Source organism: Flagellimonas crocea (assembly GCF_033441595.1).
GTDB lineage: Bacteria > Bacteroidota > Bacteroidia > Flavobacteriales > Flavobacteriaceae > Flagellimonas > Flagellimonas crocea.
On the sequence record NZ_JAUZVX010000003.1, the window covers coordinates 562,851 to 577,449 of the forward strand.

Below are 14,599 nucleotides of genomic sequence, written 5' to 3' on the forward strand. Positions count from 1 at the left end.
ATTATTTCATGTATGGCTAAAAACGAACCCATCAAGCAACAATACATACCACGGTCTTACCTGAAAAATTTTGGTGTTGAAGGTAATAACGGCAACTATTTTGTTGATGCTTACAGATTGGAAGATGATTTGCTTCTTGAACAGATTAGTACAAAAAGTATTTGCTTTCAGAAAAATCTTTATACGATTCCGAATGCCGAGATTGATAGGAAATACGATTTGGAATATCATTATGCCGAACACGTCGATTCTGAATTCCCTAAGATTTATAAACTACTTGTCGATGAAAATGTGAAGATATTGACCTCTGAGCAAAAAAGGCAAGTACTATACGTCTGCCTATCCCTTTATTTTAGAACCCCGAGGTTTCTTAATCATCAGAACGCATTTACCGACCAAATTTTAGATAGAATGTTATTGTACGCCGACGAAAACGGCGATGTGAAATTTACATTTGAAGAAGAAAAGCACGAATTCAATATTAAGGATATTGGTAAAGTTAGACACGAATTTAAAGAGCGTAACAGGATTAAATTCTTGGTTCAACATTTGGAAAAATGGAAAGAATTTGTGGATTTCAAATATGATTGTACTATAAATGTCCACCGAATCAATGATGAGGATGCACCATTAATTACTTGCGATAATCCGGTATCAATACGCGGCGTAAAATCAACTCGATTTGAAGGCCTTTTTAATCCTGACTCAGTAATAACTTTGCCTTTAGATACCAAATACTACTTAGAAATCTTTCCAAACAGTATTGCTGATGGTCAAACCAGAATTAATAGGATGGTTCACGATAGGGACTATGTTTTTACTACAAATGGAATCGTTCAGATTAATGCTGAGAAATTGATAATTGGAAAACCGGGTACGATAGAACGACATTTTGAAATTCAATCGAGTTACGAGGATTCTGAAAATGGGGAACAATTTGTTGAAAAGGCAAAGTACAAGTTAGAGCAACTTCAGAAATTTACCGAACTTTTTGAAAAAAAGGGATTAACTTCAAAAGAAACCGTTGGTCAACTGAGAAAAATGCTAAGTCATGAATATTTCAAAGATGAAGACCAACTTATTCAAATGAAAAGGCTACTTATTGCTGCCGGACATTGGAATCAGAATCCGAAATAGAAATATCATAGTCCCCTATTTTTTTCACTGGTGCTACAAAAACTCGGTAGGCATTCGTCTATAAAAACTAAAACAAAGAACCAATCCAACTTCCTAAATAATATGTCTACAGTTTTAGTATATAAGTATTTGCTTAAATAATGATATATTTGTAGACGCGTTAAGTTAAAATTGATGAGCTTGGAAATAACCTGTACCCGGAATGAAGCCGACCATAAACAAATATCACGGTGCAAGAGGACAATAGAAAATTCTTCCGATAGTTTTAAGGCCATGAGCAAAATTTTGGCCCTTGCCGGAAGTGAGGTACGACTGAAAATCCTATTTCTTTTGAACATAGAAAATGAATTGTGTCCTTGCGATATTGCTGACATTCTTGAAATGAGTGTCCCCGCGGTATCCCAACATATCCGTAAAATGAAGGATGCAGGAATTATCACATCGAGACGTGAAGGTCAAACATTATATTATTCGTTGGTAAAGAGTGAGGATAATGTTTTAAATGGAATTTTCAGTTCAATTTCGATAAGAAAGAAAACAGCTTAGAAAGTTTAAATTATGGCATCGAATAATACTTCAAACACCGCGGCCTATACCAGTATTTTTACCGCAGTTGCAGCATCAATATGCTGTATTACCCCTGTCTTGGCACTGATTGCTGGAACAAGCGGCATTGCATCTACCTTTTCCTGGGTCGAGCCGTTTAGACCCTATTTTATCGGCTTGACCATTATTGTTTTGGTATTTGCATGGTATCAGAAATTACGGCCAAAAACAAAGGAAGAAATAGATTGTGCCTGTGACGATGATGCGAAACCTACATTTTGGCAATCCAAACAATTTTTGTTCATCGTAACCGTATTTTCGGGATTGATGCTGGCCTTCCCGTACTATTCCAACTTATTTTATGCACAGCCCACAAAGGACATCGTCTATGTCTCTCAATCCAATATCGAAAAGCACACGTTTTATGTTGAGGGAATGACTTGTGTGGGTTGTGAGGCACACGTAGAAAGTGAAGTCAATAAGTTGGATGGAATTATTTCGGTAAAAACCAGCTACGAAAATGCCAACACCATAGTGGAATTTGACAAGACCAAAACCGATTTGCCCGCAATCAAAAAAGCCATAAACAGTACAGCTTATAAAGTAGTCAAATAATGAGACCTCAGTTAATATCAACAATTACTTGCCCAAATTGCGGGCTTGAAAAAGAAGAGGAAATGCCAACAACGGCCTGTCAATTCTTTTATGAATGTGACAATTGCAAAAAAGTCCTTAAGCCAAAAGAAGGGGATTGTTGTGTCTTTTGTTCCTACGGTACTGTCGCTTGTCCACCTATTCAGAATAACGAAGATTGTTGCTGATTGATTGCCTACACAGTTCTCTAGTAAAAGAAAACTTTTTCGGTGCATTTAAAAACAGTTCATTTTAACGGCCCTTTTTTTGAACTTCTTTTCTATTTCAAAAATTCTGTTGTCATTCGGTCACATTTGTGGTCTCTTTTATTTGTTTCGTTAATTGACCTTTTATGGGACTTAGATTCATAAATCTAATACTGAAGCTAACGCATGTAATAAATGTGATACTTTTTCAAAAAATTATGCTATAAAGGATTAAAAAGCATAGAAATAGCCCAATTTGAATCAAATAATACCGAGCTTAATTTAAAACCAGTTTTGCGTGCAAATTGCGTGCAAATGAAAAAAGCTCCAAAAGTTAAAAACTCTTGAAGCCTTACTGTTACTGTGGAGAATACCGGATTCGAACCGGTGACCTCTTGCCTGCCAGGCAAGCGCTCTAGCCAACTGAGCTAATCCCCCAAAGAGAGCGCAAAGGAAATACTTTTTTCCCAAAGTATCAAAAATTGCGCCCTTTCCTTAATCTTTTTTAACGCTGAGTACCAATACGGGAATCTTTACAAAGAATTCCGATTTCTGGATTGTGTTCTTTTCCCATAACTTTTTAAAGAATCCACGCTTTCTGCGGAACACGCACAACATGTCCGGATGCTCTTTTTGGAAATACTCCGTCACCCCTAAATAGGTGGTGCCGTTTTCTGTAATCGTCAATTGTGAACTCAAGTCCATCAAAGCGGTGTTGACCTTAAGGTCATCCTCCGTGTATCCCGGTCTTTTTACCAATAACAAGCTCACTTCAGATCTAAACTTGTTCTTGATAATGATCAAAGGATTCAAAATACTGCTTCGCTTCAAAATGCCCGACCCAAAAGCGGTCAATATCTTTTTTGCAGGTTTAAAAACAGTTCCTTTGGGCACGATCAAGGTTGGAATTTCAGTCTGCTTTATGATTCTACCCGAAGTGTTCCCCAAGTAAAGTTCCTCCTGTATATCGTTACTTTTTGGAGCAATGATTATCAAATCAATACCAAGTTCTTTGTTGATGCTCTTTAACCCATCAATAATATCACCATTGTAGGTTGCCATCTTTAAGTCGACATTTTTAGTGTCCACTTGGTCTATCACCTCCTTTAAATGTTCCTTGCTGCTCTTTGCCACTTTCTCCTCCACATTGGCCAAGCTCCCCATGGCCGTGGTCACCGAGAACACATCCATTACAAAGACCTTAGCTCCAAATTCGGACGCAAAGTCAATGGCATATTGTAATGTTTTAGAAGAATCTGGAGAAGTTCCAATAGGTACAAGTATATTGTTCATGGTTTGGTGATTATGATTAAACCTTAAATTTACAATTAAATTGAAATGAATCAATGATAAGACGCGCAAAGATATCCGAAATCCCCGATATCTTGACCATCACCCAAGCCTGCGCCAAAAAAATGCAGGAGAACGGCATTTATCAGTGGAACGAGCATTATCCTTCCGCAGCAGCCTTCATCAAGGACATTGAACGAGAAGAACTTTTCGTCATAGAGGAAAACAAGACTATCCAAGGAACCATCGTCATATCCACATTGATGGACGAAGAGTACAAACCCATCCAATGGCTGACCCCCAACGGTAACAGCACCTATATCCACCGACTTTCCGTTCATCCAGACCTTCAAAGAAAGGGCTTGGCCCAAGAAATGATGGATTTTGCAGAAAATTATTCCAGGAAAAATAATTTCGCTTCGGTGCGGCTGGATACTTTTTCACAGAATAAAAGAAACCAACGTTTTTACGAGCAAAGAGGGTATCAAAAACTTGGCGATATCTATTTCCCCAAACAAAGCCAGCATCCTTTTCATTGTTATGAATTAGTGCTGTAACTTGCGCCCGATTTGAGCACGCAGGTAAATTTTAAGAGCATCAACCAACTGGCCATTCCCGCCACTATCTCGGGAATTGCGGAACCTATTCTCTCCTTAACGGATACCGCCATCGTGGGCAACATTCCTGTGGACGGGTTGGAGTCGTTGGCAGCAGCGGGAATTGTGGGTTCCTTTTTGTCCATGCTCATTTGGGTGCTCGGTCAAACACGAAGCTCCATTTCCGCCATTATTTCCCAGTACTTGGGTGCCGGACGGTTAACGGAGGTAAAAGATTTGCCGGCACAGGCTATTTTCTTCAACATTCTGCTCAGTATCGTGGTCCTTTTATCCACCGTTTTTCTCATAGAAGAAATCTTTGCCCTGTTCAACGCATCCGGTAAAATTCTAGAGTACTGTATATCCTATTATGCCATTAGGGTGTGGGGCTTTCCGCTTACACTTTTCACCTTTGCCGTTTTCGGGATATTTCGTGGATTGCAGAATACTTTTTACCCCATGCTAATTGCCATGTTGGGTGCAGGCCTCAACATTTTACTGGATTTTGTTCTTGTTTATGGTATCGATGGATGGGTGCCCGCCCTTTACTTGGAAGGAGCCGCTTGGGCAAGCTTGATATCGCAAGCTATCATGGCCATTATCGCCCTTGTCCTATTATTGAAAAAGACGGAAATCAGCATGAAACTGGTTTTTCCGCTCAACAAAGAAATGAAGCGTGTGGTATTTATGAGCCTAAACCTCTTTGTGCGCACGCTTGCCCTCAACGCTGCACTCATGCTTGCCGTACGCGAGGCCACCTCCTTGGGCGACCAGTTCATAGGGGCACATACCATAGCCATCAACCTTTGGTTGTTCTCCGCTTTCTTTATTGATGGATTTGCCGCCGCAGGAAACAGTATTGGCGGAAGACTGCTCGGTGCCCAAGACTATAACGGTCTTTGGGAATTGGCCAAAAAAATAATGAAGTATGGCACTATTGTAAGCCTTGGACTTATGGCGTTCGGATTTATTTTTTACAGGCCCATTGGCCGGATTTTTTCCAACGAAACCGTGGTTCTGGAAACCTTCTACAACATTTTTTACATTGTAATCATCGGTTTGCCGATGAATACGTTGGCCTTTGTTTTTGATGGGCTTTTCAAGGGAATGGGCGAAATGAAGTATTTAAGGAACGTACTGTTGGCAGCCACCTTCTTGGGGTTCATTCCATGCCTCTATCTGGGCATTTATCTAGGTTGGGGGCTATATGCCATTTGGATCGCATTTGTGGTCTGGATGATGATTCGTGGATTTTCCCTCGTCTGGAAATTTAGGAGAAAATTCCAACCCTTGGTACAAAACCCTTAATTTAGTGCTCACGGAATACAGGTTTACAACAACTGATAACTGAAAATAAATGTCCACCCATAGAATCAACGGCAGCCTATACACCAAAATTGAAAACAAGGTAGCGACCATAGAATTTGGTCACCCTGCAAGCAATTCCTTTGTTTCCGAACTTTTGGTGCGGCTTACAAAGGAGTTTGATAAAGTGGGCAAAAACGATGACGTTTCTGTAATTGTGTTAAAGTCCGAGGGAGAAAGGGCATTTTGTGCCGGAGCCTCTTTTGATGAATTAGTGGCAGTTTCCAATCTGGAAGAGGGGAAGGCGTTTTTTAGTGGTTTTGCAAACATCATCAATGCCATGCGCAAGTGTCCCAAGCCGATTATTGGACGAGTACAGGGCAAAACTGTTGGTGGTGGTGTCGGCTTGGCATCGGCCTGCGATTATGTGCATGCTACGGTAGAAGCTGCCATCAAATTATCGGAAATATCCATAGGAATAGGCCCGTTCGTCATTGCCCCGGCGGTAGAGCGCAAAATGGGAAAAGCCGCTTTGGCAGAGCTCACTTTGTATCCCACAGAGTGGAAAAATGCCTATTGGGCCAAAGAAAACGGTTTATACGCAAAAGTGTACGATTCCATTACCGAAATGGACAGGGAACTGGAAATCCATGTTCAAAAACTAGCCACCTATAACCCCGAAGCTCTGGAAAAAATGAAGAAAGTTCTTTGGGAAGGAACCGAGCATTGGGACGACCTATTGTTGGAACGTGCTGAAGCATCCGGAAAGTTGGCACTATCGCCAAATACCAAAAAAGCATTGGAGAAGTTTAAAAAATAAAAGCAGTTATGAATGATTTGATTTTTCCCATATTGGCCCTTTTTGTAGTCGTGGTGTATGTAGTCAATAGAATACGTAGCAATCGTCGTTACAAAAAATAATATATAAAATATATATTTTATATATTTGCTGGTATATAATTTGAGAGACCACGTTTTATGGAACATGTCAAAAAACTCATTGAAGTCGATAAGTCACTGGTAGTAAAACTCAAAGTGCTTTCCGCTTTTGAAAACTTGAGCGTTAAGGCCTTGATGGAAAAGGCCGTGGTCGAGTATGTGAAAAACAAGGAGCTGGAGCGTTTTGAAAAGCTATCAGAAGAAGAGAAGGAAGACCTTGGTCTTCTACTTTTGATGCAGCAAACAGACAAAGAGGACTTTGTCAGTGAGGAAGATGTCTTTAAAATTCTTGATGAATGAAAATCAAATATCATAAATCACTTGAAAAAGATTTAAGAAAGATTAATGATAAAAAGATAAAGCAAAAATTGAAGCTCATCATTCTCGAAATCAAAGAAGCTGAGGTTTTGGACGAGCTTAAGTCCGTCAAGAAGTTAGCAGGACACCCGAATGCCTTCAGAATAAGAGTCGGTACATACCGACTTGGTTTTTATTGCGAAAACAATACCTTAATATTGTCTCGTTTTGTAAAACGAAATGACATATATAAACTTTTTCCTTAGACCCATTGGACAATATTTCACTTCCTAAAGGCAAAAAAGTCTATTTCGCGAGCGATAACCACCTAGGGGCTCCCACCCGAAAGGACAGTTTGCCCCGTGAGAAAAAATTTGTGACCTGGCTGGATTCCATTAAGAAGGATGCTGCGGCCATTTTTTTAATGGGCGACCTTTTTGATTTTTGGTTCGAGTATAAAACCGTGGTGCCCAAAGGCTTTACACGAACGCTTGGCAAACTGGCCGAACTATCGGATATGGGCATTCCCATTACTTATTTTGTGGGCAACCATGATCTTTGGATGAACGGTTATTTTGAAGAAGAACTAAATATTCCAGTGTACCATAAACCGCAGCAGTTCCTGATCAATGACACTTCCTTTTTTATTGGGCACGGTGATGGACTGGGCCCACATGACAAGGGTTTTAAACGGATGAAAAAAGTATTCACCAATCCCGTGGCCCAGTGGTTCTTTAAATGGTTGCACCCGGATTTAGGCGTTCGTTTGGGACAACATCTGTCCGTAAACAACAAGATAATTTCTGGCGAAGCGGATGCCAAATTCTTGGGCGAGGACAAGGAATGGCTCATTCTGTATGCCATGCGCAAGTTGGAAGAGCAACATTTTGACCATTTTATTTTTGGTCATCGTCATTTACCGTTGGAAATCAAACTGAACGATACCTCGACCTATACCAATCTCGGGGATTGGATCTCCTTTTTTACCTACGCTGTTTTTGATGGGGAAAAATTGACCTTGGAAAAACTGGAGGATTAATCTTCCCTCTCGTGTTCGTCAATATCTTTTTGAAGGTCCAATCGCCTAAATGTGGGGGAAGCAATTGCTGTTGCACTTACGGTGAGCAGCGTCATGCATCCACCAAAGACCACCGCTGTCACGGTTCCCATTAGTTTGGCCGTCAACCCACTTTCAAAAGCGCCCAACTCGTTGGAGGAGCCCACGAACATAGAATTTACCGAAGCTACCCTACCGCGCATATTGTCCGGTGTCTTTATTTGCAAAATGGTCTGTCGAATGATCATGGAGATACCATCCACTGCCCCACTTACAAACAAAGCGATCACGGATAACCAAAAAAGTTCCGACAACCCGAAGACGATAATACAGATTCCGAAGGCAAAGACTGCCATCAACAATTTTTTGCCCGCATTTTTGTGCAACGGAAACTTAGTGGAACCCAACATGGTGATGGATGCCCCTACCGCTGGCGCTGCCCTCAATACACCAAAACCCTCGGAGCCCACATGCAAAATATCCTGGGCATAAACGGGCAATAGCGCCACGGCGCCACCAAAAAGTACCGCGATCATATCCAAGGTCAGTGCCCCAAAAATGGCCTTGTTGCCAAAAACAAACTTGAGTCCATCACGTAGGCTTTGGAAAACGGGCTCCCCGATTTTAGGGTTCATAATAGGTTTTTTGGGAATTTGGAAGAGGAAGATCAACGCCATCAAGGAAAATCCAAAAATGACGCACATACTCCAATGCACCCCGATCCAGCTTATGGAGAATCCGGCCAAGGCAGGTCCCAAAACCGATGCCAATTGCCAAGTGGAACTGCTCCAAGTGGCCGCATTCGGATATATTTTCTTGGGAACGATCAAGGCAATCAACGAAAAAATGGTCGGGCCTAAAAACGAACGTACAAATCCTCCCAAAAACACCAGGGCATAAATGGAGTACAATATGGTGGTGGATTCCCATGAATCTTCCAATCCGGGCCAGCTCAATACAAACAATCCGAAGCTTATCACCGAGAACCCGGCGATACAGACCACCAAAAGGTTCCGTTTTTCCTTTTGGTCCACAATATGACCTGCGAAGAGGGCCATGCTCACGGCAGGTACCACTTCCATCAAACCGATTATACCCAAAGAAAGCGGGTCCTTGGTCAAGGAATATACTTGCCATTCAATTACGATAAACTGCATGGACCATGCAAAGACCATGGCAAAACGCACCAATAAAAATATGTTGAATTCCTTATAGCGTAGTGCTGCGTAGGGGTCCATAAATAGCTAGCGAATATCTCTTAGTTTTAGTTGAAGGCTCACCGTTCCGTTCCATTCATTTTCATCCAACGAAAATACGGCATCAAAAGGTTTTATTCGCTTAACCACATCCAATTTATCGCCCAAATTAAATCCTATGCCGCCAATAGGTTCCGAACCTAGTTGATAGAGGCTGCATTTTAAGTGTTTCTCGCCTTCGCCAACTCCACGGGCATACCCCGTATCCTTTAATCCTTCGGCCATAAAAACGGGGGTCATGTTGCCGGGACCAAATGGCGCAAATTGCTTTAGAATGCGCATCAGTTTTGGGGTAATCTGGTCCATTTTAATTTTGGCATCAATGGAAATTTCGGGCTGCAAGAGTTTTGGGTCGATGGTTTCAGAAACCACCCTTTCAAACTGGCTCTTGAACGTTTCATACTGCTCTTCCAACAACGTGAGTCCCGCTGCATACATGTGACCGCCGAACTGCTCCAAACAATCGGAACATCCCTCCAGTGCATTGTAGATATCGAACCCTTTGACAGATCTTGCGGAAGCGGCCAATTTATCCCCGCTTTTGGTGAAGACCAAGGTTGGCCGGTAGTACGTCTCCGTTAGTCGAGATGCCACGATACCGATCACGCCTTTGTGCCAGTTTTCGTTATAGACCACTGAGGTGACCCTGCCTTCTTCCCGGTTTTCTTGAATTTGGACCAAGGCCTCTTGTGTGATTTCTTGGTCCAAGCTCCTTCGTTCGGCATTGAAAAGTTCAATTTCAGATGCGAATTGCTGTGCTTGGGCTAAATTGGTTTCGGTAAGCAGGTCAACGGCGTGTTGGCCATGTTTCATCCTTCCGGCCGCATTGATTCGCGGGGCAATAATGAACACCACATCGGTAATGGTAAGTTCCCGTTTTTTGGTCTGATCGATCAAGGCCTTGATTCCGATTCTTGGATTTTCGTTGATGACCATCAACCCATAATAGGCAAGCACCCGATTTTCTCCCGTAATCGGAACAATATCAGCAGCAATGGCGGTGGCCACCAAATCCAGATATAGTATCAGGTCATCGATGGTCTTGCCGTGCTTGGAGCCCAGGGCTTGAATCAGTTTAAAACCGACCCCGCAACCGCAAAGTTCTTTGTACGGGTATTCGCAATCTTCCTGTTTGGGATCCAGTACCGCAATAGCCTCGGGCAGTTCTGAGCCTGGTCGGTGATGATCGCAAACGATAACATCGATGCCTTTTTCCTTGGCATATTTTATCTGGTCAATGGCCTTGATTCCGCAATCCAGCGCTATAATCAAAGATATGTCGTTGTCCGAGGCAAAATCAATGCCTTTTAAGGAAATGCCGTAACCTTCCAAATAACGGTCGGGAATGTAGGTGGCCACATTGGGGTAGGTTTCCATCAAATAGGCGCTCATTAGCGCTACGGATGTGGTCCCATCTACATCGTAATCGCCATAGACCAAAATGTTCTCTCCTTTGTTGATGGCTTCTTCAATCCGTTCCACTGCTTTGCGCATGTCCTTCATCAAAAAAGGATCGTGCAGATGATTCAACTCGGGCCGGAAGAATGCTTTCGCCTCTTCGTAATTGGTTATTCCCCTTTGAATTAGGAGCTGCGCTACCAAATCATCAACGCCCAATGCTTTGGACAATTGGTCAATGGATTCTTGTTCGGGTTTTGGCTTTATGGTCCAGCGCATAGTTTTAAAAGTTCAAGTGCAAAATTCAAGCTCAAGCTCAAATTTCGAGTTACTTCTTCCTTTTGATTACGGTAGCAGTGATTTTAATCAATTGTTCAACTTCATCCAATAAACCAATGCAAACTCCTTCATTGCCATAGTTTATCTTTTTCAGAATCTTTAGGTTTACCCTCGATTCTTTCAATTCCCTTAATGTAATGGTAGCCCTATAAACAAAATCTTTGTTGGTGTTTGTTCCTTGAGCCTCTCCAAAGTTCAAAGCAGCACTTCCAGCGGAACGAAGTAATTGATTTCCGTAATATTGTCCTGTAAAATCGTTGGATAAATCGTGGCAAAAAGTAGCGATACTGGCTGCCAAATCCACAAATCGTTCCTCTAGATCGAATTTCTTTTCGTTCATATTTTAAAAATTGATCCTGAGGTTGACCTAATTCTTAAATATAATTGATTATTTGGTAATTGAACTTGTGTTTTGTTCTTGAGCCTGTTCTTTTGTTTGCCTCTTATTTATGATGAAAAATGGTCTTGATGTCCAATTCGGCAAATTTTCTGAACATTTCCATAACTCCACAATATTTTTCCACGGAAAGGTCTACCGCTTTTTTAAGCTTATCTTCATTTAAGTTGGCCCCCGTAAAATGATACTCGATTACTACGGAATCATAATATTTCGGATGCTCATCGGTAAGGTTGGCTATGGTCTCTATTTTAAAATCGTCCACTTCCAATTTCATCTTTTTAATGAGCAAAGCCACATCCAAACCCGAACAACCTGCCAAAGATGACAACATTAGGGCCTTGGGACGCAACCCTGCTCCCGACCCGCCACTATCTTCACCGGCATCGATTCGTACAGTATGTCCAGATGGATTGTTGCTCTCAAAAGCCATCTCTCCCAACCATTTGGTAGTTATGTGATTTGTCATGACGTTTAATTTTTGTTTCTTGTAGGGTTCAAAAATACAATTTATAATCGCAATCATGCCCTTAGTAAATCCCCTATCTCCCGATCACGATCCCCAAACGAAAGAACTGGCCGAGTTCTTTAATGAAACGCTTGGGTTTTGCCCAAATTCCGTGCTGACCATGCAGCATAGACCAGCGATTTCCAAGGCTTTTATCAATCTGAATAAAGCTGTAATGGCCAATGAAGGGCGCGTAACTTCTGCCTTAAAACGAATGATTGCGTGGGTAAGCAGCAATGCCACGGGTTGCCGGTATTGCCAGGCACATGCCATCCGGGCTGCGGAACGTTACGGTGCCAAACAGGAACAATTGGACAACATTTGGGAATACCGGACGCATAACGCTTTCTCAGAAGCAGAAAAGGCTGCTTTGGATTTTGCCTTGGCCGCTTCCCAAGTGCCAAATACAGTGAATACCGACATTAAAAAGGAATTGTACAAACATTGGAACGATGGCGAAATTGTAGAAATGATGGGGGTCATTTCACTTTTTGGGTACCTCAACCGCTGGAACGATTCCATGGGCACGGATATCGAAGATGGAGCCGTGGAAAGTGCGGAAAAATATTTGGGGGAAGTGGGCTGGCAAAAAGGGAAGCATGATGGATCCATATATTAAATAGACTCAATAATCCAGACTCCCGGAAACCTTTTCTCGCAAATCTGATAAAACTTCTTCCTCAAACCAAGGATTTTTGCTCAACCAAAACCGATTTCTTGGCGATGGATGCGGCAACACAAAATAATCGGGCAAATATTCTTGGTAGTGTTTCACTGTTTCCGTCAAATTTCGCTTCATCGTATTGCCCAAATAGTAGTTTTGCGCATATTGACCTATCAAGACAGTCAGTGTCAAGTTTGGCATTTGATTTATAAGCGACTCATGCCATAAGGGAGCACACTCTGGACGCGGAGGTAAATCCCCTGATTTTCCTTTACCCGGATAACAAAAACCCATTGGGATCAGGGCAAAAAGTTGTTCATTATAAAATTGTTCATCCGTTACACCCAGCCATTTTCTTAGCTGCCTTCCGCTAGGGTCATCCCATGGAACCCCTGTTTGGTGGACTTTGGTGCCGGGCGCCTGCCCAATAATCGCAATTTTTGATTCTGGATGGGCAGCAACAATGGGTCTGGGCCCTAAGGGCAAATGCTCCTCACAATGTGTGCAGCTCCGTATTTGGAATAGTAGTTGGTCCATCTAATGTACTGGGTCGTAAAGTTGTGTTGAAGTTAACAACTATTTCTTCCCACCGACCACAATCACAAATTCGCCTTTTGGTGCCTTATTGTTGAAATGCTCTAATACCTCTGTAACAGTTCCGCGAACGGTCTCTTCATATAATTTGGTCAATTCCCTGGAAACAGAAATGGGCCGGTCTTCTCCAAAATACTCGGCAAAATGGGCCAAAGTTTTAAGTAGCTTATGGGGCGACTCATAAAAAACCATGGTTCTGGTTTCTTCGGCAAGTTCCAAAAGTCGGGTCTGGCGGCCTTTTTTTACAGGCAAAAATCCTTCAAAAACAAATCGGTCGTTGGGCAATCCGCTATTCACTAGAGCGGGAACAAAGGCAGTTGCCCCGGGCAAACACTCTACCTCAATATCGTTTTCAAGGCAGGCACGGGTCAATAGAAATCCAGGATCGGAAATAGCCGGCGTACCTGCGTCCGAAATGAGTGCGTAAGTTGTTCCTTCTTTCATTTTTTGCACCAAACCATCAATCTGTTTGTGCTCGTTGTGCATGTGATGGCTCTGTAGATGCGTGTTGATCTCAAAATGTTTCAGCAATTTACCGCTGGTCCGGGTATCTTCTGCCAAAACCACATCCACTTCTTTGAGCACTTTAATGGCCCGGAGGGTAATGTCCTCAAGATTTCCTATTGGCGTCGGAACCAGATATAGCTTTCCCATGGACCAAAGTTAAGGTCTTACAATCAAAATAAAATTGAAAAAATGGATTTATGCGAACCTTCTCTCAATAAGTGCCAAGAAACGGGCTTCGTACTCTTCCTTGCCCTCCCAATTGTTGTACTCGGGCTTTACCATATTGTTGATGAAGGATATGGACCGTTCCTCAGAATCTATGGTAGTGAGCTGGGAAAGTACGCGGGTATAATCCTCCATACTGTTGTTAAAAAGGTGCTTAACAAAAGCAAGCTTATCATTCAGCCCAACTTGAAAATCCTTGGCCAATCTATCGTTCAAAGATTTTGCCTTTTTCAACTGTGTGGACACTCCGTTATCTTCCCCGGCCGACAAATTATCCTTGTCGTTCTTCATAAAGTCGGGCTTGGCCACGAACTCGGCAAACACTCTTTCCAAGTCGGCATTGGAAGGCATTTCGGAAACCATGTCCTTGATGGTATCCATACCCGGTGTCATAATATCTTCTTGGTGCGGGTTGCTCTCGGGTACCGAGGTGTTCCCGCTCAAAACGGCATTGGCCATTTTTTCAAATCTTGAAGCTATCACGTTCTGGGAGACATCTACCTCCACATCGTTCAATTTCTCATCGATAAACTTTAGCACCGCCAACTTTTCGTAGATCCTTCTGGACTTGTCATATAGTGCCGCCAGATCGGTGTCTTCCCTGGCCGTAATAATTTCGGTGGACAATTTGATCAACTCTTCCCTCAACTTCTGTATCATAGCTTTTCTACTTTACTATAAAAATATAATGATTTCATGAATACC

At 42.3% G+C, this 14,599-nt stretch carries 19 protein-coding genes and 1 tRNA gene; 11 read left to right on the forward strand and 9 right to left on the reverse strand.

The window, feature by feature from the left end; all coding sequences use genetic code 11:
* The first annotated feature begins 12 nt into the window (after positions 1-12).
* From SD449_RS11955 to SD449_RS11970, 4 genes are all read left to right on the forward strand, one after another.
* The gene (locus SD449_RS11955; RefSeq protein ID WP_116216552.1) at positions 13-1,137 is read left to right on the forward strand and encodes a DUF4238 domain-containing protein; all 1,125 of its coding nucleotides are present in this window, start codon (positions 13-15) and stop codon (positions 1,135-1,137) included.
* Between the two features lie 174 nt (positions 1,138-1,311).
* Positions 1,312-1,683: an ArsR/SmtB family transcription factor gene (locus SD449_RS11960; protein ID WP_116216553.1), complete on the forward strand. Its 372-nt coding sequence runs from the start codon at positions 1,312-1,314 to the stop codon at positions 1,681-1,683.
* A 12-nt stretch (positions 1,684-1,695) separates the two neighbouring features.
* Positions 1,696-2,298: a mercuric transport protein MerTP gene (merTP, locus tag SD449_RS11965; protein WP_099546398.1), complete on the forward strand. Its 603-nt coding sequence runs from the start codon at positions 1,696-1,698 to the stop codon at positions 2,296-2,298.
* Positions 2,298-2,504 carry a GDCCVxC domain-containing (seleno)protein gene (locus SD449_RS11970; protein WP_099546397.1) on the forward strand — a complete coding sequence of 69 codons (207 nt, stop codon included), beginning with the start codon at positions 2,298-2,300 and terminating at the stop codon, positions 2,502-2,504. The genes merTP and SD449_RS11970 overlap by 1 nt, the downstream gene beginning before the upstream one ends.
* Before the next feature lie 382 nt (positions 2,505-2,886).
* On the opposite strand, the gene SD449_RS11975 is transcribed toward SD449_RS11970, so the two are convergent.
* Positions 2,887-2,960 (reverse strand) — tRNA-Ala (locus tag SD449_RS11975).
* A gap of 57 nt (positions 2,961-3,017) precedes the next feature.
* Positions 3,018-3,815 (reverse strand): universal stress protein, encoded by a 798-nt coding sequence (locus SD449_RS11980; RefSeq protein ID WP_318310867.1) that lies wholly within the window; start codon positions 3,813-3,815, stop codon positions 3,018-3,020.
* Positions 3,816-3,868: 53 nt separating this feature from the next.
* On the opposite strand from SD449_RS11980, the gene SD449_RS11985 reads away from it, so the two are divergent.
* From SD449_RS11985 to SD449_RS12010, 6 genes are all read left to right on the forward strand, one after another.
* A complete protein-coding gene (locus SD449_RS11985; RefSeq protein WP_318310868.1) occupies positions 3,869-4,369 on the forward strand; it encodes a GNAT family N-acetyltransferase in 501 nt (166 codons plus the stop codon).
* Positions 4,370-4,381: 12 nt separating this feature from the next.
* Positions 4,382-5,716, forward strand: a complete 1,335-nt coding sequence (locus SD449_RS11990) for an MATE family efflux transporter (RefSeq protein ID WP_318310870.1) — start codon at positions 4,382-4,384, stop codon at positions 5,714-5,716.
* A gap of 49 nt (positions 5,717-5,765) precedes the next feature.
* Positions 5,766-6,533 carry an enoyl-CoA hydratase/isomerase family protein gene (locus tag SD449_RS11995; RefSeq protein WP_318310871.1) on the forward strand — a complete coding sequence of 256 codons (768 nt, stop codon included), beginning with the start codon at positions 5,766-5,768 and terminating at the stop codon, positions 6,531-6,533.
* Between the two features lie 158 nt (positions 6,534-6,691).
* The gene (locus tag SD449_RS12000) at positions 6,692-6,952 is read left to right on the forward strand and encodes a hypothetical protein (protein ID WP_163624409.1); all 261 of its coding nucleotides are present in this window, start codon (positions 6,692-6,694) and stop codon (positions 6,950-6,952) included.
* Complete coding sequence (locus SD449_RS12005; RefSeq protein ID WP_318310873.1) at positions 6,949-7,215, forward strand: type II toxin-antitoxin system RelE family toxin; 267 nt, start codon at positions 6,949-6,951, stop codon at positions 7,213-7,215. Before SD449_RS12000 ends, SD449_RS12005 begins: the two co-directional genes overlap by 4 nt.
* A 14-nt stretch (positions 7,216-7,229) precedes the next feature.
* A complete protein-coding gene (locus SD449_RS12010) occupies positions 7,230-7,988 on the forward strand; it encodes a UDP-2,3-diacylglucosamine diphosphatase (protein WP_404828053.1) in 759 nt (252 codons plus the stop codon).
* Here the strand turns inward: SD449_RS12010 and SD449_RS12015 are convergent.
* The 4 genes from SD449_RS12015 to SD449_RS12030 all read right to left on the reverse strand — a co-directional run bounded on the left by SD449_RS12015 (position 7,985) and on the right by SD449_RS12030 (position 11,865).
* Positions 7,985-9,244: an MFS transporter gene (locus tag SD449_RS12015; protein ID WP_207030956.1), complete on the reverse strand. Its 1,260-nt coding sequence runs from the start codon at positions 9,242-9,244 to the stop codon at positions 7,985-7,987. The two genes, SD449_RS12010 and SD449_RS12015, sit on opposite strands and share 4 nt — an antisense overlap.
* 6 nt (positions 9,245-9,250) lie before the next feature.
* Positions 9,251-10,939 (reverse strand): single-stranded-DNA-specific exonuclease RecJ, encoded by a 1,689-nt coding sequence (recJ, locus tag SD449_RS12020; protein WP_318310877.1) that lies wholly within the window; start codon positions 10,937-10,939, stop codon positions 9,251-9,253.
* 49 nt (positions 10,940-10,988) lie between these two features.
* On the reverse strand, positions 10,989-11,339 hold the full coding sequence (locus SD449_RS12025; protein ID WP_318310879.1) for a four helix bundle protein: 351 nt from the start codon (positions 11,337-11,339) through the stop codon (positions 10,989-10,991).
* Between the two features lie 103 nt (positions 11,340-11,442).
* Positions 11,443-11,865 (reverse strand): OsmC family protein, encoded by a 423-nt coding sequence (locus tag SD449_RS12030; protein WP_318310881.1) that lies wholly within the window; start codon positions 11,863-11,865, stop codon positions 11,443-11,445.
* Positions 11,866-11,920: 55 nt separating this feature from the next.
* Here SD449_RS12030 and SD449_RS12035 point away from each other — a divergent pair, with 55 nt between their 5' ends.
* Positions 11,921-12,523, forward strand: coding sequence for a carboxymuconolactone decarboxylase family protein (locus SD449_RS12035; protein ID WP_318310882.1), 603 nt, complete (start codon positions 11,921-11,923; stop codon positions 12,521-12,523).
* A gap of 6 nt (positions 12,524-12,529) precedes the next feature.
* On the opposite strand, the gene SD449_RS12040 is transcribed toward SD449_RS12035, so the two are convergent.
* The 3 genes from SD449_RS12040 to SD449_RS12050 are packed head-to-tail and all read right to left on the reverse strand — an operon-like array spanning position 12,530 to position 14,554.
* On the reverse strand, positions 12,530-13,105 hold the full coding sequence (locus tag SD449_RS12040) for a uracil-DNA glycosylase family protein (protein ID WP_318310884.1): 576 nt from the start codon (positions 13,103-13,105) through the stop codon (positions 12,530-12,532).
* Between the two features lie 39 nt (positions 13,106-13,144).
* Positions 13,145-13,816, reverse strand: coding sequence for a 16S rRNA (cytidine(1402)-2'-O)-methyltransferase (gene rsmI, locus SD449_RS12045; RefSeq protein WP_318310885.1), 672 nt, complete (start codon positions 13,814-13,816; stop codon positions 13,145-13,147).
* Between the two features lie 48 nt (positions 13,817-13,864).
* Positions 13,865-14,554 carry a hypothetical protein gene (locus tag SD449_RS12050; protein WP_318310886.1) on the reverse strand — a complete coding sequence of 230 codons (690 nt, stop codon included), beginning with the start codon at positions 14,552-14,554 and terminating at the stop codon, positions 13,865-13,867.
* Positions 14,555-14,599: the final 45 nt, after the last annotated feature.